Genomic DNA, 21,208 nt, shown 5'->3' on the forward strand with positions numbered 1-21,208 from the left:
AAAAACGACAGAACCGACAGCGATCAGGCCCTGGCAATCCTGTTCTTTAAACCATCTACCCTGCGTTCATGAACATATACCGTACAATAGAGCAGGACATACAGGAACATGGTCCCCAGCAAGCCGGCAGCACTATTGTGCAACAAAATTACAAAGAAAGCCGTAACCACCTGGGCCGGCAGAATAAATACCGCAGGCCGGTATCCTTTACCCCTCGCCCTGTTCCGGTAAATAAGCTGATGCAGGTGATAATCATCGGACCGGAAAGGAGAAATACGATCAAAAAACGATTTACGAAGGGTAGAAAACAACACTTCCCAAAGCGGGTAGATCACTACGGCCGGCAATAGGAACGGCGACACAGCGCCGCTATACCGCTGCACAGTGACAATAGCAATAATAGCCGCCATAAATCCTAACAGGTAGGCGCCGCCGTCGCCGAGAAAGATACGCCCCCTGGGAAAATTGTAGATCAGGAAGGCCAGCACAGCAACGCTGAGTATAAGACAAATATAGAGCAGCGATCCATCGCCCAGAACATAAGCCAGTACCGCCAATGTAAGAAAGCTGATGAGCGTGGTGCCCGAAGCCAGGCCGTTTTGGCCGTCGGTAAAATTGACACCGTTAACAAGCGCTATGATAAAGAAAACGCTACCCAGTATACCGCCTACAGCCGGCACACGGCCCATTGGCCATTGCGTCAGCATGGTATCGGGGATCATGATGAAAGCCATAATGGGCGAAAGACACATGATCGCCAGACGCTGTTCGGGGCTAATGCGACCGGAATAGTCTTCCAGGAAGCCCGCGATAAAGGCAGGGATGGACGCCAGCATAAAGTACCCACCCTGGCTATCGTTCAACATGAACATCGAGGAAAGAAAAATACCCAGCCCACCAATGCGGGGCGTCGGTATGGCATGCATTTTCTGTACTTTATCATGCTCGTCCAGGAAAATACCTTTCCTGTGGGTCAGTTCGATCACCAGGTAGTGGACAAGCAGGGACAAGGCAAAAGCAATCAGAATGTAAAAATACTGTACTTCATGTAACATGGGGTGGTTAAACATTATAGCATTCCTAACGCAAAGTTCGGGAATATAGTATCTGGTCTATTGGAATTCTTTTTATACTGAAACACAGGGCCTAAACCCTGTGTTTTTATCCGTTCATACTGTTGGTTACACTGCCGCCGGCTGGTGGAGCATATCCAGGAACTCGCTGCCGGCCGCCTCCATCCGGTTTACGTTTTTGTTGATCTGGGCATTCAGGTAATTATGGGCCACATAGGCCAGCAAACCAATGATCAGTCCTACAGCCGAAGTCACCATTTTGGTATAAATACCACCCGCGATAGTGCCGATCTCGAAAGTATTGGTATGCTGAATATTGGAAAACAGGACGATCATGCCCGCAATGGTACCCAGGAAGCCGAACATCGGCGCAATGCCAGCAATTGTCGACAGCACACCCAGGTTCTTCTCCATTTGGTATACTTCCAGCTTACCGGCATTTTCCATTGATTTCTCGATGGCATCCATGGGCTTGCCAATACGGCTTATCCCTTTGCTGATCACCCGCGGCAAGGCGCCTTCATAGTTCTTGCATAAAGACTGCGCGCCCTGTATACTGCCTTCCGTGATCTTTTCCCTGATGCGGTGCATAAAATCGGCAGGCGCCTTACCTGCTTTACGAATAGCAATGAACCGCTCAACAAAGATGTAAACAGCCAGTATGCTGCACAATGCCAGCGGGATCATCAGCACACCCCCTTCTTTCAGGAGAAACCAGAGAGAGAGTTGTTCAGAAGCCTGGGTAACAGGCTGTATCGCGGGCGCCAACGAATCGGTGGCCGCTTGCAGGAAAAACATCCGGGACATCAGATCGATACAGGTTTTAGTCTATCGGGCAAATATACAAAAGCAAATATTAAAACCCTGCCGGATCATCCTGCAGGGTTTTAAAGAAGCATTATTTTAACAGGATTAACCGATGCTTACCAGCTCGATCTCAAACACGAGGTCTTTGCCGGCCAAGGGATGGTTGGCATCCAGTACCACACTCTCTTCCTTTACTTCTGCTACCACTACCGGAAAATTACGGCCCTGGTTGTCGCTCAGGTGCAGCTGTGCACCTACTTCCGGCTTCATATCGGGAGGGAATTCCGTTTTGGGAAATTCGATCAGGTTTTCCTGCATGGTGGGGCCATAAGCTTCGTCAACAGGAATATGAACGGTCTTTTTATCGCCTATATTCATATCGATAAGCGCATCGTCGAAACCTTTGATCACCTGTCCTTCGCCTACGGTAAACTGCAGCGGGGCACGGCCTTCAGAACTATCAAAAGTAGTTCCGTCTGTTAATCTTCCATGGTAATGCACATTTACGGTATCACCCGCTTTTACTGCTGACATAAAAATCCTTTTTAGAGAAAATTAAAAATATAAATGGCCTGCAATTTACCGCTTAATCCCGAAAAAGACAAAATGGGAGCAGCCGGTACTACCCGGGACAACCTGGAAGTCTCTGGTAGAGCGGATTTAGGTACATTAATTTTTTGGTAATTTAAAAAATCCGGCCCGCCAGTAACCTTTTCAAAGCTTGCCGGAGCAAATTGCCTGCATTAGCGGCCGATGATCAGCTTTTGATAATAACGTTGCCCATTAGCCTGCAACACCAGCAGGTATATACCCTCATCCAGCTGCTCCAGGTCAAGGTCCAGAGCCGTTTTCCCGGCAGGCCATAATGCCCTGTGCAGGATTCTGCCGCCCAGGTCGGCGACCTGCAGCGCCAGCGCCTCATTCAACGGTTTTTGGACGGTAAGCCGGAAGATCCCGGTGGAAGGATTGGGAAATACAGAGATACGATATTGCGATTCGGCCACTGGGGAAATGCTTAGTGGGTTGACAATGATCGTATCACAGGCTTGTGGCACCATTTTAATATTTGTAACGGAATCGCTGTAACAGCGTAAAGTCCCTGTGGGGAAACCGATCCGCTTGTAATAGTCCGGATTGGCGATCACGAACTCCGGGAAAAAGCTGCCTAGCTTTGGCCAGTTGCCACCAATTTTCTCGGTGTATTTACCCACATTGATCAAACCGCCATCGCTGACACGCCTGGTCGTACCCCAGCCAAGCGATGGCTTATTGTCCGGACCTATGGTATGGTTGTAGTAAGACATCAGCTGCGTCCCGCCATAATCTTCCTGCTTTATCGAATCGATAATAATGCAAAACTCGGGCCCGACAACAGAAGAACTACCCAATGAAGAATTGGGCTGCCGCAAACATACCGTATCACCTGCCGAAACATTAAAGACATAAAGTGGGGTAAAATTGGCGATAACCTTATCGTAGGCAAATACAGTATCGTTCGTATTATAAACATAGAAAGTATCGCGCCTGCCGATCGCGACCGTACTGCTGGAAGCAAATCGCTGATACCGGGTGGATACGAGCATGCGGGCGGGCTTGCCCAGCACCGTGGTGTCCTTTGCCGACTGCATTTGATCCGCCCACCATATGCCCGAATCACCCTAGTATTCATAGTCAAAACAATCGCCGCCATACCACCATTCTGCGCCCACCGGGGTGAAAGTGGTTTGGGCATAGCTACCGGCAGCAAAAACATGCAAAAGAGCGGCAAGGATAAATAGATGCTTTTTCATAAGTGTCCGGTTTTTAGATGTTCAGATAAAGGTTTGTTTTATATCATAGACGATAATCGTTATAGATAATACCAGCATCACTACGGCATGCTGTATTCAATTTATAAAAATGACACATTCATGACAATGCGGGAGTGCCTGTCACGCATGGGCAGAGAAAGGGCTATTATCGTTGCGGAAGACAACCGAATAATAGCGATACCGATTTATTCAAAATACCTACTTTTGCGCCATGCCAACCATTTCTGACCGCGGCGTGCAAATGCCGCCCTCCCCCATTCGCAAGCTTACGCCTTATGCTGATGCAGCAAAGAAAAAAGGCACTAAAGTATATCATCTTAATATTGGCCAACCGGATATCGAAACGCCGCCCAGCATTATCGAAGCCGTGCACCAGGCCAACGTAAAAGTGCTGGAATATAGTCCCAGTCAGGGTTTTGAAAGCTACCGGCAAAAACTTTCGGGCTATTATGCCAAGCGTGGCGTACAGGTAAACGCCAACCAGATCATCATAACTACGGGAGGCTCAGAAGCCATTTTGTTTGCACTCATGAGCTGCCTCAATCCCGGCGACGAGGTGATTATCCCCGAGCCCTTTTACGCTAACTATAACGGCTTTGCCGTATCGGCTGCGATCAAGGTAGTGCCTATTAATTCGACCATTGAGGAGAATTTTGCCCTGCCACCCATCGAGGCCTTCGAAAAAGCCGTAACGCCGCGTACCAAAGCAATTCTCATTTGTAACCCCAACAATCCTACAGGCTACCTGTACAGCAAGGACGAGCTGGAAGTATTACGCGACATCTGCCTCCGGCACGACCTGTTCCTCTTCAGCGATGAAGCTTATCGTGAGTTTTGCTACGATGGCCAGACCCACACCTCTGCGCTGCAGCTCGAAGGTCTGGAACAACATGCGGTGCTGCTGGATACGATCTCCAAAAGATATAGCGCCTGCGGCGCCCGCATCGGCGCCCTGGTTACCCGCAACGAAGCGGTGCTGAATGCCGTGCTGAAGTTTGCACAAGCCCGCCTGAGCCCGCCCACCTTCGAACAGATCCTGGGCGAAGCCGCCTGCGACCTCCCCGATAACTATTTCGACACGGTACTGGCCGAGTATGCCTCCCGCCGCGACCTGCTGGTAAAAAGGCTTCAGGCCATGGAAGGCGTAACCTGCCCCAATCCCGGAGGCGCCTTTTATGCCATGGCAAAACTGCCGGTCGACGATAGTGAAAGCTTTTGCCAATGGCTGCTGGAATCTTTCACGCACGAAGGCGCTACGGTAATGATGGCACCGGCCAGTGGCTTCTATGCCACACCGGGGCTGGGCAAAAATGAGGTGCGGCTGGCTTACGTGCTTAACGAAGAAGCGATCAATAAGGCAATGGACTGCCTCGAAGCGGCCCTCAAAGCCTATAACAATAAGTAACCGCGACGCCTAAAGCAAGGAATATGGCACAGCAAAACTGCATCTGGCCGGGCAACGATCCTTTAATGATACGTTACCACGACGAGGAATGGGGTGTTCCCGTACACGATGACCGGAAGCTGTTCGAATTCCTGGTGCTGGATGCTTTTCAGGCTGGCCTGAGCTGGAAAACCGTTTTGTATAAACGCGAGGCTTTCCGCAAGGCTTTTGCCGGATTTGATTATAAAAAGGTCGCCCGTTTCGACGATGCACGCCTGGAGCTGCTGGTACAGGATATTGGTATCATCCGCAACCGGCTTAAGATCAAAGGGAGCATTACCAACGCGCAGCGACTATTGGAAGTGCAAAAGGAGTTTGGCTCCTTTGCACACTATATATGGCAGTTTACCGGCGGCAGGACGCTGGATGGCAAAAGAAAAGCAACCGGCGAGATCCCGGCCACCAGTCCGGAGTCCGATGCTATGAGCATCGACCTGCGCCGGCGGGGATTTAAATTTGTCGGCAGCACCATCTGCTATGCCTTTATGCAGGCCGCAGGAATGGTCAATGATCATTTAACCACCTGTTCCTGCTACCGGCGGCAATAGATTTTATGGAATATGAAAAAAGGTGCATCATAACAAGGAGCAACCCTTACAACTTATTGTTAATCAATGTTAATTAATTGTTACACCTTTATTTGAAATTTTTCAACTCTTTTAAATAACCTGTATTATTGCAGTTATGCGGTTGCGTACATATTTTAGTTTAGGTGTCGTGGCAGTTGCTATCGCATCGGGGCTCGGGGCCTGCTCTGAAGGCAATAAGCCTGCAGAGCAAAAAGAAACGACCACACGGGGTCGTATACAGATCGCAGTGGACGAAAGCTATATGCCCGTGCTGTCGCAGGAGCTCCATGTGTTCGATTCTTCCTATCCCGAAGCACACATTACCGCCACTTACAAGACGGAAAAGATGTGTTTTGAGGACCTCTACAAAGATAGCGCAAGGTTGATCGTTGTTTCGCGCGACCTTACACCAGCCGAAAAAACAGCTTATAAGAACAACGATATCAATTTCAAATCGCTGGGCATAGCTATGGATGCTATTGCAGTGGTGGTCAACCCGGCTTCGCCCGACAGCTTTATGACCCTGGGCCAGCTGAAACAGATCCTGCTGGGGAAATTTGCACGCCAGTACACAGTAGTATTTGACAATGCCCAGTCGGGAACCGTAAGATATATGCTGGACTCATTAATCCCCGGGCAACAATTACCGTCTAATACCTACGCCGTGCGTAACAATGACTCGGTGATCGATTATGTGGCCAAAAATGAGCATGCCATTGGATTTGTGGGCGTTAGCCATGTTTACGATGAGAATAGCACCGATCCTGCAGGCGCCTTTAAGCAAAACATCAGGGTCGCATCCCTTAAAAACGAGAATGATACTGCTGTAACCGGCTTTTACCAGCCCTATCAGGCCTGGATCGCACAAAAAAAATACCCCTTGCACCGTACTATGTACTTCATTACCAGGGATACCTGGAATGGTGTGGGTGCAGGATTCGCTAATTTTCTCAGCAATCAGGCCGGACAATTAATCTTTTTGAAAGCGCGCTTAGTACCATTGAGGGTCGCGCTGCGTCTTAGGGAAGCGGAGATCAAATAACAAACAATATGACCGCTGCGTTGTTTTAATAGCCTGTTGTCATTTTAAATCAGTCAATTCATTAATTATAAGTAAAAAACTACTCCATAATAAATATCAGAACAACAATGAACAAGTTAATTGCGATAGCAGTGGCGACAGCCTTTGCTTTTAACGTGAACGCACAGTCGGTTCAGGACGGCGAAAAAATGATCAACTACGGCCGTTTTGAGAGTGCGAAGAAAACCCTGGAACCCCTGGCGGCAAAAGATCCGCTGGCTAACTATAATTTAGGTATTGCCGAGCTGGAACTGGAAAACAATGCAGCAGCCCGTAGCGTATTTGCCAAGTATCCCGACGATTTCCACAATCAGGCCGGTACAGCCCGTGTGCTTTTCCAGGAGGGCAAGAAAGATGAGGCCGCTAAAGTATTGCTGGCGATCATCGACAAAGCCAAAAAGAAAGATTGGGAAAAATACAAAGCAGCTGCCGATGCCATCACCTATACCAAAGGGGGCAATGCCAACGATGCCATTGCCTGGTATAAAAAAGTGATCGAGATCAATGGTGGCGACGCCAGCACATATATCGGCCTGGGCGATGCCTACCTGAAGCTGAGCAGCGGCGGTGGCGAAGCCATGAACGCTTACGAGAAAGCAGTTGAAAAAGGCACCAACAATTCACTGGCTTATTCCAAAATAGGCGATCTCTGGTATCAGGCCCATAGCTACGATGCCGCGCTGAAGAGCTACGGACAGGCAAAAGATGCCGATCCGTCGAACCCGCTGCCGTATAAGTCATTGGCCGACGCTTACCAGCGGGCCGGCAAATACGATATGGCCCTGACCAATATCGAAAAGTTCCAGGAACTGTCCGATAAGTCTATCGACGACCAGATCACTTATGCCAACCTGCTGTTCCTGTCCAAAAAATATCCTGAAGCGCAAGCCAAGATCCAGGAGCTGATAGGCAAGGGTGTACAGAAAACCTATCTGTACCGCCTGATCGCCTACAGCGCTTACGAAACCAAGGACTACCAGAAAGCCATGGACAACATGCGCACTTTTTACAGCAAGCAGGACCCGGCTAAGATCATTGCCGACGATTATATCTATACCGGTAAGATCATGAGCGCCATGAGTGGCGTTGATACCGTTCATGCCAAGATGTATAGCGATAGCGCCGACTACTATTTTAATAAAGTGATCACGGCAGATACATCCAAAGACAAGACCGAGCTGTATAAATCAATTGCAGAGGGCTTCAAAGATGCCAAAGAATACAATAAAGCCAGCATTTGGTACGGCAGGATTGTTGCCGATAATCCCGGCACCGCTGCCCTGGACTATTTCTACTGGGGTTATTATGCCTACCTCGCTAAAGATTATACCACAGCTGCCAAAGCTTTCGATGGTCTGAAAGCCAAATATCCCGATGAAGGTTCCGGTTACCTGTGGATCGGTAACGTAGCTGCAGCTGTTGATGATGCCGCCAAAACCGGTGGCGCCGTTCAACCTTACAAAGACTGGTTGGCCTTCAACAAGAATAACTACGAGCACAAACAAGTCGACCTGATGAGGGCTTACCAATACCTGGCTTACTATTACTATAACAGCAGTAACGAGAAAGACGCAATGGAGTATGTAAACAAGATCCTCGAGATCGAGCCTACCAATACTTTTGCAAACCAGGTTAAAGATTTTTATGCTAAGCCGAAAAATGCCAAACCCGCTACTGGCGGTAAAAGCGCCGGCAGGAAATAAGTTTATCTAAGTATCCGGGTATAGGAAACAAAGGCGGTCCTTGAGCTTGTCGAAAGGACAAAGATGGTGCTTCGACAAGCTCAGCAACCGTTATTTAGGAGCAAATTGTATCCTGTTTCCTATATCCGGATAGTCATTTAAGGTTGATTGCCGATAAAGAGAGCTGCCCTTTTTACTGAGGGCAGCTCTCTTCTTTTTCCTGCCATCCAATGCGGCAGAATTATAATTTTAGGTTTGCCTGCTAAAACGGTAAATTTGCCGGTATTTTCAATGAACACTATGCAATCATACGCACTGGTTACCGGCGGCTCCCGCGGCATCGGCAGGGCCATTTGTATAAAGCTGGCCGCCATGGGCTACCCAGTTCTCATTAACTATAAAGGAAACCGGGTCGCGGCAGAAGAAACAGCGAGCCTGGTACGGGCAGAGGGCCAGGAGGCAGCGCTGCTCCCATTCGATATAAGCAACAAAAAGGAAGTAGAAGCGGTGCTGGGCCAGTGGCAGACCGATAATAAAGATAGCGTAGTAGAAGTGCTGGTCAACAATGCCGGCATACGGCAGGATGCCCTGCTGGCCTTTATGAGCGACGAGCAATGGCATTCGGTGCTGGATACCAGCCTGCAAGGCATGTTTAACGTCACCAAGCAGCTGATGAACCCTATGCTGATGAACCGCTATGGCCGCATCATCAATGTGGTATCCCTGAGCGGGCTGAAAGGTATGCCGGGCCAGGTCAATTATTCTGCTGCTAAAGCCGGGATGATCGGCGCCACCAAAGCGCTGGCCCAGGAAGTAGCCAAAAGGAATATCACGGTCAATGCGATTGCTCCGGGCTTCATCAAGACCGACATGACCGAGGAGCTGAATGAGAAGGAGCTTACCGGTCTCATTCCCATGAAACGTTTCGGCGAAGCCGAAGAAGTAGCCGAGCTCGCGGGTTTTTTGGCCAGTAAACAAGCGGGCTATATTACAGGTCAGGTCATCTCCATTAACGGTGGTCTATACACCTGAGCAACAACTAGCCATTAACCTTATCAATAAATAAAATGACATATGCTGGAAATCCTTGTTTTGATATACCTCTGCAGGAGGGTTAAAGGCATCGTAGCCCCGAAAGGCTACAGCGCAGGCGGCTGGCAGGTGAGGGTCGTACTCATCTGGTTTGGACTGGAGATCGCCGGCGCCTTCCTTTCCGCAGCTTTTGGCGCCACACTCATTATTGCGGTGCTGAGCGGTTTGCTTTGTGCTATCCTAGGCGCCATTATCCTGCAGCAGAAAGCCCAGTCGCTGCCTGACCGTAATATCAATGACTGGATGGATAAAATGGGCAAAGACGATCCTGACAGCTATTAAAGCTTTGCAAAGATTATTTACATGACACCTGTTTTTACAGACACCCATACGCACCTATATGACCGTCGCTTTGACGATGACAGAGCGGCTGCCCTAACCCGTTGCCTTGAGGCCGGCGTTACCCGGCTTTATCTGCCCAATTGCGACAGTGAAACGATTGCCCCTATGATGGCGATGGTAGCCCAATGGCCTGAGCAATGCTCTCCCATGATGGGCATTCATCCCTGCTATATCAAGGAAAATTACAAAGAGGAGCTGGCCGTGGCCGAATCCTGGCTTAGCAAAGGTCAATTTGCTGCCGTGGGCGAAATCGGCCTCGATTACTACTGGGACAAGACTTTTGTTGCCGAGCAGAAGGAGGCCTTCAATACCCAGATGGACTGGGCCCTAAACCTCGATCTGCCTATTGTGATCCATACCAGGGAATCGATGCGCGACGGCATCGATATGGTAAGGGCCAAACAAAACGGTAAGCTGCGTGGTATTTTCCATTGTTTCGGCGGCTCGCAGGAAGAGGCCCGCGAGATCATCGACCTGGGCTTTTACCTGGGTATTGGCGGTGTGGCCACTTTTGCGAAAAGTACGCTACCTGAAGTACTGGCGCAGATCCCCCTGGAGCACATCGTGCTCGAGACCGATGCCCCTTACCTGGCGCCGGTACCTTACCGGGGCAAACGGAATGAAAGTGCCTACATCCCGTTGATTGGCACAAAAATTGCAGCAATAAAAAACTGTAGCGTGGAAACAGTCGCTGCGGTAACGACAGAGAACGCCAGGCGTATCTTTGGATAAATCCGTAATTTGTAGAACAAGTATGAGCACAACAATAAAGGAAGGCAGCAAGGCGCCCGATTTTAAAGCGAAGGACCAGAACGGCAATGCCGTTTCCCTAAAGGATTTTAAAGGAAAAAAGCTGGCCCTGTTCTTCTACCCGAAAGACAATACGCCTACCTGCACTACTGAAGTATGTAACCTGAGAGACAACTATACCTTGTTGCAAAAGGCTGGGATCAGCGTGGTGGGGGTGAGCATCGATACGGAAAAGAGCCATAAGAAGTTTGAGCAGAAATTTGACCTGCCTTTCGTTTTGCTGGCCGATCCGGAGCGGGAGATCGTGGAGGCCTACGGTGTGTGGGGACTCAAGAAGTTCATGGGCCGCGAGTTTATGGGTACCCATCGCGTTACGTTCCTGATCAATGGTAAAGGCATGATCGAGCACATTATCGATACGGTGAAAAGTAAGGAACATACGACGCAGATATTGGAACGCTGGAAATAATACCGGGGCTGTAAACCCGGAGCCGGTAAAATAGTCCAACAGAGACAGCCCGGGTTGAAGCGCGGGCCTTTCTACCATTGTATCTTTGTTTAAGCTATAAAAAACAATCCAAAATGAAAAAGCTGATCGCCCCCTTTTGTCTTACCGCCCTGTTGGGCGTGACCATACCGGCAGCTCAGGCACAAAGCCTCGGAGACATTCTCAATGCTGTAAAAGGCAGCAACAGCCAGCAAAATAAGAATACGACCAATAGTAACGGGAGTAATAGCACTCTGGGTAGCGGCTTAAGTAATACCGATATTGCCAGCGGCCTTAAAGAGGCGCTGAAAATAGGGGCTCAGAACGCAGGCTCCCGCCTCTCGGCGACGGACGGCTTTTTCAAGAATGCCGTGATCAAGATCTTGCTGCCTAAAGAAGCCCAGCAGGTGGAAAAAACCCTTCGCTCGATCGGTATGGGATCGTTGGTAGATAAGGCGATCCTTTCGATGAACCGCGCCGCAGAAGACGCTGCTAAGCAAGCCGCGCCTATATTTATCAATGCGATCACCTCCATTACCATACAGGATGGTCTCAATATCCTGAGAGGAGGCAATAATGCCGCGACCAATTACCTGAAGACCAAAACCACCTCGTCGCTTACTGCTGCATTTACACCTGTGATCCAGAAGTCGTTGAATAAAGTAGGCGCGCCGGATATCTGGAAGACCGTTTTCTCTACTTACAATCGTGTAGCACCCACCAAAGTAAATCCCGACCTGACCGGCTATGTGACCGAGCGCGCGATGAACGGGCTTTTTGTTACAATCGGCGACGAAGAAGCCAAGATCCGTACCAATCCTGCGTCGCAGGTAACCGGGCTACTCCAGAAAGTATTCGGGAACCATTAATATATTTTTTCAGAAAAACCTGCCCGATGCGGCAGGTTTTTTTATACTATCTGGCTATCCCGGATAGCCATTTTATACCATTATGGAACCACTGCAGTGTTTATTTATGGAGCTTACGGCGCATAGCGCCCGATACGGGGACCTGGGCGGACAATTGTGGCAGGAAATTGCTGCTGGCTATACCTTACCTGGCCGGCACTATCACAACCTGGATCATCTGCAAAACCTGATCGGCGAACTGGAACCCTGCAAGCCCCTGATTGACGACTACGATGTTCTGTTATATGCCGTTTTCTACCACGATCTTATCTACGCCGCACAGCGGCAGGACAACGAAGAGCAAAGCGCGGAGCTGGCGGGAAACCGGCTCAACGCGCTGGGATTGGATCCGGAGCGGATTGAACGTTGCCGCCAGCATATCCTGGCTACCAAAACCCATCGCGCCGGCGCCGACCCGGATACCTTGCTGCTTGCCGATGCCGACCTTTCCATCCTGGGAGCGGAGGAGGATCGGTACGACAGCTACTGCCGGCAGATCCGGCAGGAATATATCGTATATCCAGACGTGCTTTATATTCCGGGGCGAACTAAGGTCCTGCAACATTTCCTCAGCATGTCGCATATCTATAAGACACCCCACTTCCATACTTTATATGAGCAGCAGGCAAGGCTGAACCTGCAGCGGGAGCTGGCCTCCCTGCAATAGCCCGGTCTGCGGGATGCGGCAGCAGCCCCTTTTATCCTTGACGTCGCCCGATAAAATAATACCTTTGCCCCAAAATCGCGGGCGCATGGCCCCACTGTCTACCGATTATGCATCAGCTTGTTGTTTTCGCTTCCGGAAAAGGATCCAATGTTCAGGCCATCCTAGACTATTTCCAGTCTTCGGGTAAGGCGCAAATCGCCCTTATCGTCTGCAACAATCCTGCCGGTGGTGTATTGGATATCGCGGCAGCGCACCAGATCCCGGTACAGCTGATCGATAGAAGTAGTGTGAAGGAAGCCGCTTTTGTAGAAATGCTCCGGAGCCATTCACCTTCACTGCTGGTGCTGGCGGGTTTCTTATGGAAGGTGCCCGACAGTGTGGTTCAGGCATTTCCCGCCCGTATTATCAATATTCATCCGGCACTTTTACCCAAGTATGGTGGCAAAGGGATGTACGGGCAGCATGTCCATCAGGCAGTGATTGCCGCCGGCGAAAAGGAATCGGGCATTACGATCCATTATGTCAACGAGCATTACGACGAGGGCGGCGCCATATTGCAGGCCCGCTGTGCGTTATTGCCCGAAGACACCCACGAAGGCCTGGCCGGCCGGGTACATAAGCTGGAGCACTATTTCTTCCCCCGCACTATAGAATTCCTGCTGGATAATCTTTCCTGATTGCAGTTATAAATCAAGAAACTTAAATGCATGTTTTGCAAGCTGATAAGGCTATAATGAAAGCTGATAGCCCGGCTGTATTAACGTGTGCATAGGGAAATTGCCGCCTTTTTCGATTTAATTAAGCCTTAACTTTGCGCTCGAATCAAAAAGCACTCCTGTGAAGAAAGCCAGTATACTCATCCTCGTATTGATTGCTGCTACCATAGGTATCCTGGTAGCTTCTTTCGGCAAGTTCAGTACCTATGAAACATTTGCTTCCGCTTCCGAAAAGCCGGGCAATACCTATCATGTGGTGGGTTACCTGGATAAGGATCAGGCACAGCAGTACGATCCGAAAAAGGATCCCAACAATTTTGTTTTCTTTGCCAAGGATAAAAAGGGTGCCACGCATAAAGTGATCTTCAACGGCTCCCGCCCGCAGGATTTTGAAAAATCGGAGCAGCTGGTCATGACCGGCTTCATGAAGGATGGCAATTTTCACTGCAGTAAGATACAGATGAAGTGCCCGTCGAAGTACGAGAACGATCAGATCGCGGTCGCGAAGCAGCCGGTTGCCGAATCTTAATTTATTTTCCCGGCGTGCCTAGGCACGCCGTTTTTCTTACCATCGTTACAATTTTTTACTCTTGGATCAGCAATTTATCGGTGAACATTTGTTACCCGGCCAGCTAGGGCACCTTTTTGTCATTACCGCCTTTGTTGCCTCGCTTTTTTCCGCTTTCTCCTATATGCTCGCCGCGCGCAGGGAAGGGCTCCCTGAGGAAGCCGCCTGGAAAAATATGGCCCGCTGGGGTTTTATCATCCAGGCTATATCTGTTGCCGGTATTTTCATTTCCCTGTATTATATTATTTCCAATCACCTTTTTGAGTACCATTATGCCTGGAAACATTCTTCTCGCGGGTTGCAGGTAAAATACCTGCTGGCTTGCTTCTGGGAAGGATCGGAAGGCAGCTTCCTGCTATGGCTTATCTGGCATGCCGTGCTGGGCCTCATCCTGCTACGCACCGGGAAACAGTGGGAGAGCAGGGTAATGACCGTGGTATGCCTGGTGCAAGCTGTGCTGTGTACCATGCTTATCGGCATTCACTTCGGCGCCGACATCAAGATCGGCAGCACACCGTTCAGCCTGCTGCGCCACGAAATGAGCCAGGCGCCCATCTTTTCACAACCCAATTACCTCGAATTCGTTAAAGACGGCAACGGGTTGAACGTAACGCTTCAAAACTACTGGATGGTAATCCACCCGCCGGTATTGTTTCTCGGTTTTGCCCTCACGCTCATTCCTTTTGCCTATGCCATAGCTGCGATGTGGAAAGGCGAATACAAAACCTGGGTAAAACCGGCGTTGCGCTGGACCCTCATCGGCGGCGGCGTGCTGGGCACCGGTATTATGATGGGCGGCGCGTGGGCCTATGAGTCGCTTAACTTCGGCGGTTACTGGGCCTGGGACCCCGTAGAGAATGCTTCGCTGGTACCATGGCTTACCCTCATTGCCGGCCTGCATACCCTGGTGATCTACAAAAGCACCGGCCGCTCGCTCAAGACCACCCTCATCTTCTTTATTCTTACATTCCTGCTCATCTGGTACTCCACCTTCCTTACCCGCACGGGTATTCTCGGCGATACATCTGTTCACTCCTTCACCGGCGAAGGCAAGGCGCTGTACTGGCATCTCATCATTGCCATGGCGATCTACCTGGCCTTAAGCTTGTATTTCACGATCCGTTCCTGGAAGAAAATGCCACGGCTGGCCGGCGAAGAAGAAGTGGATACCCGCGAGTTCTGGATGCTGATCGGGTCCATAGCCCTGCTGTTGTCCTGCCTGCAGATCATAGCCGCTACCTCGTTGCCGGTATGGGCGCCGCTGTACAAAAAGATAACCGGTACCGATATCGCGCCGCCCATTAACCCGGTTGAATACTACAATGGCATCCAGGTATGGGCCGCAGTTATCGTCGCTTTGCTTACCGGCGCCATACAGTTCCTGAAGTATAAAAAGACCGGTATGGCCGCCGCCTGGAAGCGATTGGGACTCACGGCGCTCATCAGCCTGGTATTGGCGGCGCTGCTGGTATGGGGCCAGGAGATCAGGCACCTGCAATACATGGTGTTCGCCTTCTCTATTTGTTATGCGCTTACCGGCAACCTGCTCTATCTGTTCACCACGCAAAAGCTCAAGCTGCTCAAAGCCGGCGGCTCCATTACCCATATTGGCTTCGGACTGATGCTGCTGGGCATACTGCTATCCGGCTATAAGAAAAAGATCATCTCCCTCGACCGCACCAGCGCGATGCAGAACTGGGATTTCGGCAAAAAGACTTTTGAAGAAAATGTGAAAGAAAGCCGGGAAAATGTGCTCATCTTCCGCAATACCTCAGTGCCCATGGGCAAGTACATGGTTACTTACCTGGGTGATTCACTGGTTCAGAATGATCCGCCGCTTACCTATTATAAAGTGCGCTACGACCGTATGGATCCGCGCACCGGTAAGATCGTCGAGAGTTTTATACTTCATCCCGAAGCCTACGTTAACCCCAAAGGCCAGGATGGCATCAGCGCCAACCCGGATGCCAAAGGATACTGGTCGCATGATGTGTTCACTTATATCACATCGCTGAGCAAGCCGCAATCAGAGTCGGATACCAGCGTCTATCGACCATTCAAAATGCACAAGGGCGATAGTGTTTTCCTGGCCAATAGCTATCTCGTATACGAAGGTCTGGACAATAAGGTTAGTCGCAGCTATGAAAAGCAGAACGGGGATATTGCGGTGCAAGCTGTGGTTACCGCATACGGTACTACAGGCAGGATCGGCGCGGTATCACCGCTATATGTGATCAGGGGCAACGAAGCCACTTCCATTGAAGATACCATGCGGGATATCGGCGTCAATATCCGTATCAACAGAATATTACCGGAAGAAAATGCAGTGGAAATGGGTATTCGTCAACGGGCGCAGCAAGACGACTGGATCGTGATGAAAGCGATTGAATTTCCTTATATCCGGGTGCTGTGGGGTGGGATTGTTGTTATGGTCATCGGTTTCTTTGTGAGTTGGTGGGCCAGGAGGAAATAAAAAAAGTTGGCAATTCGGATAAAGGAAACAAAGTTTTGCACGTCTATAAATACCAGCTGGCATGCTTTGATTTACCCATCTTTTATTGGGTGTCAATATTTGTTTCTTTTTTATTCGCATCTATGTTCATTGCTTGTTATGGCGCTCATGAGAAAAGTTGCTCCGCCAAAAAAGAAACAAAAAAGGCCACAAAAAAACAATGCTCCGCTGTTTTTTTGTGGCCAGCGCACCCGGGCTTAAAAACAGATAGCAACTTTAATGCAGCATTGCCGGGCATAGGGTCATAGATCTACGTTTTAATAATTAACCCAAAGGATCATTTCTTTATTGTTCCTATTTTAGCTGGTTTCCTATATCCGATAGCCAGATAAAAAACAGGATAAATTTTAGTGACAAAAGAGAAGTCAAGTTTTTCGAAACTTGACTTCTCTTTTTGCCGGATCAAAAATAGCGTTATACTTTTGAGCTTCTATGAAGATCGATATCCACACCCATATTATGCCGGAAAAGATCCCGAACTGGTTTCAGAAGTTCGGCTACGGCGATTTCATTACCCTGGAACATCACAAGCCCTGCTGTGCCAAAATGATCAAAGGTGATAAGGTATTCCGTGAAATTGAGCACAATTGCTGGGATGCCGAAGTACGCCTTAAAGAAATGGATGCCACGGAGGTTACCATGCAGGCCTTGTCTACGATACCGGTATTGTTCAACTACTGGGCCAAGCCCGAGCACGCGCTGGAGAGCGCCCGCTTTTTCAACGATCATATTACTGAAGCCGTAACCCGCTATCCCGACCGCTATATAGGCCTGGGCACGGTACCGCTCCAGGACATCGACCTGGCCATTAAAGAGCTGGAACGCTGTGTGAAGGAACTGAAAATGCCTGGGCTCGAGATTGGCTCCAACATCAACGGACGTAACCTGAGCGATCCGTATTTTCACCCGTTCTGGCAGGCCGCTGAGACCCTGGGCGCCTGCATATTTGTACATCCCTGGGAAATGATGGGCGAAAACGATATGATGAAATATTGGCTGCCCTGGCTGGTAGGTATGCCTGCCGAAACCTCGCGGGCAATATGCTCGATGATCTTCGGCGGTGTGTTTGAAAAATTCCCGAAGCTGCGGGTAGCCTTTGCCCATGGCGGCGGCAGCTTTCCGGCTACCATAGGCCGCATCGAGCATGGCTTTGCTGTACGCCCCGACCTGGTAGCCATTGATAACCCCATTAATCCCCGCGATTATATCGGCAGGTTCTGGATCGACTCCCTGGTTCACGACCCGAAGGCGCTTGACTTCATCATTGATATAATGGGTGGCGACAAGATCTGCCTGGGCAGCGACTATCCGTTCCCGCTGGGCGAGCACCATCCCGGTAAGCTCATTGAAGAACATATACAGGATGCAGCCCTCAGAGACCGGCTTTTGTACGGGAATGCGAAGGCTTTCCTGGGCATATAGCCCCATGGCTGTGTGCATATAGAAGACGCCGCCCATTAATTACGGGCGGCGTCTTCTATATTAATTTAACCGATCTTAATCCTGGTTCTTTTTCTTGACCATGGTAAGGATGGTAGCGATCGCTACCGTTTCACCGGTCTCATCGTAGACATCCACCAGCCATTTCACAATGCCTTTGGCGATATCGTCTTCCGAACGCTTTTCCTGGTCTACCTTTTCCTTGACCGTAAGCCTTACGCCTATAGTGGCGCCGGGATATACCGGCTTGGTAAAACGGGCTTCATCGATACCATAGTTCAGCAATACCGGTCCCTTTTTCGCATCGACAAAGAGGCCCGCTGCTTTCGAGAGTACAAAGTAGCCGTGTGCTACACGACGCTCGAATATAGTGCCCTCCAGTGAGGTCGCATCCATGTGGGCATAAAAGTTATCGCCGCTCACGTTGGCAAAGTTGGTGATATCCGTCTCCGTCACGGTATGCTTGGCAGTGACTACGGTATCACCTACCTGCAGCTCTTCGAAATACTTACGGAAAGGATGCACTTCGGTCTCATGCTGCCGGCCATGCTGCTGGTAAACATTGGTAATACGGGAAATGGTTGTAGGCGAACCCTGTATTGCTGTGCGTTGCAGGTAATGCAGCACACCACGTTTACCGCCCATTTCTTCTCCGCCGCCGGCGCGTCCGGGACCACCGTGGACGAGCAAAGGCATGGGCGAGCCATGGCCGGTACTTTCTTTGGCGCAGTCGCTGTTGAGCACCAGGATACGGCCATGCATGGAAGCCGCTTCCAGTACATACTCGCGGGCAATATTGTCATCGGCAGTAACGATAGAGCTCACCAGGGAGCCTTTACCCAGCGCTGACAATGCAATGGCCTCGTCAAGTGTACCGTAGGGCATAATGGTGCTCACCGGTCCAAAAGCTTCGATCTCGTGGCAAGCTGTCTTTATGAAAGGATCATCGTTATAAAAGACTACGGGCGGCAGGAAAGCGCCTTTGGTTTTATCGGCGCCATGCAGCTCATAGTTATCCAGATCGCCGATTACGACCTGCTGGTATCGCGACAGCTCGGCGATCTTCTCCAGCACTTCTTTTTTCTGAGATTGGCCGGCCAGCGCCCCCATACGCACACCTTCCACCGAAGGATCGCCGATAAGCGTACCTGCCAGGCGTTTGCCCAACGCGATCTGTACATCTTCCACGCTTTGTGCCGGAACAATGATACGGCGTATGGCCGTACACTTCTGTCCTGCTTTGGTGGTGATCTCGCGGGCGACTTCCTTGATAAAGATGTCGAACTCGGCCGAGCCGGGCTTTACATCGGTACCGAGCACACAACAGTTAAGCGAATCGGCTTCCATATTAAAAGGCACCGCCTCGTCGATAAGACGGGGATGGGCTTTCAGCATTTTACCGGTAGAGGCTGAGCCGGTGAAAGTGACTACATCGCCATTCTCAACAAAGTCGAGGATACCCCTGGCCGATCCGCAGATCAGCTGCAACGCGCCTTCGGGAAGGATACCGGAGGCAACGATATCTTCCACCACCGCTTCTGTAAGAAATGAAGTGATGGTAGCGGGTTTTACGATCGCCGGCACACCTGCCAGCAGGTTCACGGCGATCTTTTCCAGCATGCCCCATACCGGGAAGTTAAAGGCATTGATATGGATGGCCACACCACGGCGGGGCACCATAATGTGATGCCCGATAAAGCTGCCGTTTTTAGACAACATAGCCGGATCACCATCTACATAAAAAGTCTCGTTGGGAAACTGGCGGCGCAGCGAGGCGTTGGCAAACAGGTTGCCGATACCGCCTTCGATATCTACCCAGCTATCGGCGCGCGTAGCGCCGGTATAGCGGCTTATGGTATAGTATTTTTCCTTTCTTTCCAGCAGGTACATGGCCAGTGCTTTCAGCATACGGCCGCGTTCCTGGAAGGTCATCCTGCGCAGCACGGGACCGGCCTTGCTACGGGCGTACTGCATCATGGCGGCAAAGTCGATACCTTTACTGCTGGCGCTGTAGATCGCTTCACCGGTAATGGCATTGTGCAATATCTCTCCGTCTCCTTCTCCGGCAACCCATCTGCCGTTGGCATAGTTGCGCAATTGGGGTAATGACATAACGTTTTCTTATTTTTGCGAGCCTGCAATTTACAGATATTGCGGCTAATTTCTTAAATCCACCTATTCCATGAAAAAGCTTATCTGCCTGCAGGCCGTCCTGGTGCTGCTGGCACTCAAGGTTTGTGCCGCCGGCCACGACGAATTCAGCCTGAAACCAGTCGACACGATCAAAAATTATACCGTATTTAACCAGATCAGTGTGATCGACATGCGGGTCAATAAGGACGATGTCGGCTACCTGCGCAACGGCCCTTTCAACAAGAAAAATATACAGGTAACGCCGGACGGCTTCGACCATATGCTGGAACAGTTTGCACAAGTGACGGCGGGCCAGGCAGTGACCAAAGGCGATCAGACGCTATTGATTGTTGTGCGGGATTTTTCCATGGCAGATCGCCCGATACAAGGAGAGATGGGCACGTTTTATGGTCGTATGGATTTTTACCTCGGCAAAAATGATCAATACCAGCTGGCGGCTCATGTCGATTCCTTTTTTGAGACATCCAATGCCTGGGATGTGACCAACAGCGTCAAGCGGCTGGCGGCCCGCAAAATGACGGATTGGCTTTCGCTTTTGTCCGGGTATAAAATCCCTGAAGGTACTGCTGTAATTACCCTGTCGGATATCGAAGCCGGTATCGCTGCCGAAAAGAAGCCATATCCCATTTACAATAGCGAACCGAAAACCGGCGTATATTATACACTGGAACAATTCCTGAATAACGCACCGGGAGCGACGGAATTTGTCGAGAAAAAATATTCTATGGGAGATTACAATACTTCTTATTTCTATGAAAAAGGCGAGGGTAAAAAGAAAGGCGCCAGCCTTGAAAAGTCTGGCTGTTATGCTTTATACAATGGCAAAAAATGGTATAAAAGCACTTCAGAAGGCTTGACGCCCATGAAACATGAAAGCGGAGAATTCTTTTTTGCCGAAGTCGGTCATGGTATCCGGAAATCGGATAATGCAGCCATTATGTTTGGCCTCATAGGCGCACTGGCCGAAGCCGCCGCCAGCGACAGAAAGGGTAACGCCCTGTACCGTATGCGCCTTGACCCGGCAACAGGCAAAGGATACTGTATCGAAAGGTTACAGTGATGGTACCGCTGATCCCCGATCTTATCCCGGCGCAATGCCGGGATT

The 21,208-nt window shown here is 50.1% G+C and carries 21 protein-coding genes; 15 read left to right on the forward strand and 6 right to left on the reverse strand.

Features of this window, described 5'->3' with window-relative positions; translation table 11 throughout:
• Positions 1-23 precede the first annotated feature (23 nt).
• From DZK30_RS08815 to DZK30_RS26485, 5 genes are all read right to left on the reverse strand, one after another.
• Positions 24-1,055 (reverse strand): glycosyltransferase family 4 protein, encoded by a 1,032-nt coding sequence (locus tag DZK30_RS08815; RefSeq protein WP_162902960.1) that lies wholly within the window; start codon positions 1,053-1,055, stop codon positions 24-26.
• Between the two features lie 126 nt (positions 1,056-1,181).
• Positions 1,182-1,880, reverse strand: a complete 699-nt coding sequence (locus tag DZK30_RS08820) for a MotA/TolQ/ExbB proton channel family protein (RefSeq protein WP_118973761.1) — start codon at positions 1,878-1,880, stop codon at positions 1,182-1,184.
• Positions 1,881-1,985: 105 nt separating this feature from the next.
• Positions 1,986-2,414: an FKBP-type peptidyl-prolyl cis-trans isomerase gene (locus tag DZK30_RS08825; RefSeq protein WP_118973762.1), complete on the reverse strand. Its 429-nt coding sequence runs from the start codon at positions 2,412-2,414 to the stop codon at positions 1,986-1,988.
• 209 nt (positions 2,415-2,623) lie between these two features.
• Positions 2,624-3,508, reverse strand: coding sequence for a T9SS type A sorting domain-containing protein (locus DZK30_RS08830; protein WP_118973763.1), 885 nt, complete (start codon positions 3,506-3,508; stop codon positions 2,624-2,626).
• 30 nt (positions 3,509-3,538) lie between these two features.
• On the reverse strand, positions 3,539-3,670 hold the full coding sequence (locus DZK30_RS26485; RefSeq protein ID WP_262706890.1) for a hypothetical protein: 132 nt from the start codon (positions 3,668-3,670) through the stop codon (positions 3,539-3,541).
• 232 nt (positions 3,671-3,902) lie between these two features.
• Here DZK30_RS26485 and DZK30_RS08835 point away from each other — a divergent pair, with 232 nt between their 5' ends.
• The 14 genes from DZK30_RS08835 (at position 3,903) to DZK30_RS08905 (ending at position 17,931) form a co-directional block, all read left to right on the forward strand.
• Positions 3,903-5,096, forward strand: a complete 1,194-nt coding sequence (locus tag DZK30_RS08835) for a pyridoxal phosphate-dependent aminotransferase (RefSeq protein ID WP_118973764.1) — start codon at positions 3,903-3,905, stop codon at positions 5,094-5,096.
• Between the two features lie 23 nt (positions 5,097-5,119).
• Positions 5,120-5,683: a DNA-3-methyladenine glycosylase I gene (locus DZK30_RS08840; RefSeq protein ID WP_118973765.1), complete on the forward strand. Its 564-nt coding sequence runs from the start codon at positions 5,120-5,122 to the stop codon at positions 5,681-5,683.
• Between the two features lie 136 nt (positions 5,684-5,819).
• The gene (locus DZK30_RS08845) at positions 5,820-6,746 is read left to right on the forward strand and encodes a PstS family phosphate ABC transporter substrate-binding protein (RefSeq protein ID WP_118973766.1); all 927 of its coding nucleotides are present in this window, start codon (positions 5,820-5,822) and stop codon (positions 6,744-6,746) included.
• A gap of 107 nt (positions 6,747-6,853) precedes the next feature.
• Positions 6,854-8,488, forward strand: coding sequence for a tetratricopeptide repeat protein (locus DZK30_RS08850; protein WP_162902961.1), 1,635 nt, complete (start codon positions 6,854-6,856; stop codon positions 8,486-8,488).
• A 270-nt stretch (positions 8,489-8,758) separates the two neighbouring features.
• On the forward strand, positions 8,759-9,499 hold the full coding sequence (gene fabG, locus DZK30_RS08855) for a 3-oxoacyl-ACP reductase FabG (RefSeq protein ID WP_118973768.1): 741 nt from the start codon (positions 8,759-8,761) through the stop codon (positions 9,497-9,499).
• A gap of 42 nt (positions 9,500-9,541) precedes the next feature.
• A complete protein-coding gene (locus DZK30_RS08860) occupies positions 9,542-9,841 on the forward strand; it encodes a hypothetical protein (RefSeq protein ID WP_118973769.1) in 300 nt (99 codons plus the stop codon).
• Positions 9,842-9,862: 21 nt separating this feature from the next.
• Positions 9,863-10,633 carry a TatD family hydrolase gene (locus DZK30_RS08865; RefSeq protein WP_118973770.1) on the forward strand — a complete coding sequence of 257 codons (771 nt, stop codon included), beginning with the start codon at positions 9,863-9,865 and terminating at the stop codon, positions 10,631-10,633.
• A gap of 22 nt (positions 10,634-10,655) precedes the next feature.
• Positions 10,656-11,120 carry a thioredoxin-dependent thiol peroxidase gene (gene bcp / locus DZK30_RS08870; protein WP_118973771.1) on the forward strand — a complete coding sequence of 155 codons (465 nt, stop codon included), beginning with the start codon at positions 10,656-10,658 and terminating at the stop codon, positions 11,118-11,120.
• Positions 11,121-11,233: 113 nt separating this feature from the next.
• Positions 11,234-12,007, forward strand: coding sequence for a DUF4197 domain-containing protein (locus DZK30_RS08875; protein ID WP_118973772.1), 774 nt, complete (start codon positions 11,234-11,236; stop codon positions 12,005-12,007).
• An 82-nt stretch (positions 12,008-12,089) separates the two neighbouring features.
• A complete protein-coding gene (locus DZK30_RS08880) occupies positions 12,090-12,713 on the forward strand; it encodes an HD domain-containing protein (RefSeq protein ID WP_162902962.1) in 624 nt (207 codons plus the stop codon).
• 107 nt (positions 12,714-12,820) lie between these two features.
• Positions 12,821-13,390 carry a phosphoribosylglycinamide formyltransferase gene (gene purN / locus DZK30_RS08885; protein WP_118973774.1) on the forward strand — a complete coding sequence of 190 codons (570 nt, stop codon included), beginning with the start codon at positions 12,821-12,823 and terminating at the stop codon, positions 13,388-13,390.
• A 160-nt stretch (positions 13,391-13,550) separates the two neighbouring features.
• The gene (locus DZK30_RS08890) at positions 13,551-13,958 is read left to right on the forward strand and encodes a cytochrome c maturation protein CcmE domain-containing protein (protein ID WP_118973775.1); all 408 of its coding nucleotides are present in this window, start codon (positions 13,551-13,553) and stop codon (positions 13,956-13,958) included.
• Between the two features lie 61 nt (positions 13,959-14,019).
• On the forward strand, positions 14,020-16,470 hold the full coding sequence (ccsA, locus tag DZK30_RS08895; protein ID WP_118973776.1) for a cytochrome c biogenesis protein CcsA: 2,451 nt from the start codon (positions 14,020-14,022) through the stop codon (positions 16,468-16,470).
• 471 nt (positions 16,471-16,941) lie between these two features.
• Entirely contained in the window at positions 16,942-17,931 is a 990-nt protein-coding gene (locus DZK30_RS08905) for an amidohydrolase family protein (protein ID WP_118973778.1), read from the forward strand.
• 75 nt (positions 17,932-18,006) lie between these two features.
• Here the strand turns inward: DZK30_RS08905 and paaZ are convergent, their stop codons facing one another.
• On the reverse strand, positions 18,007-20,061 hold the full coding sequence (gene paaZ, locus DZK30_RS08910) for a phenylacetic acid degradation bifunctional protein PaaZ (RefSeq protein WP_118973779.1): 2,055 nt from the start codon (positions 20,059-20,061) through the stop codon (positions 18,007-18,009).
• Between the two features lie 70 nt (positions 20,062-20,131).
• Between paaZ and DZK30_RS08915 the strand changes: the two genes are divergently transcribed.
• Positions 20,132-21,163: a hypothetical protein gene (locus tag DZK30_RS08915; RefSeq protein WP_118973780.1), complete on the forward strand. Its 1,032-nt coding sequence runs from the start codon at positions 20,132-20,134 to the stop codon at positions 21,161-21,163.
• Positions 21,164-21,208: the final 45 nt, after the last annotated feature.

Origin of the sequence: Taibaiella koreensis, from assembly GCF_003545715.1 — a bacterium.
GTDB classification, from domain to species: domain Bacteria; phylum Bacteroidota; class Bacteroidia; order Chitinophagales; family Chitinophagaceae; genus Taibaiella; species Taibaiella koreensis.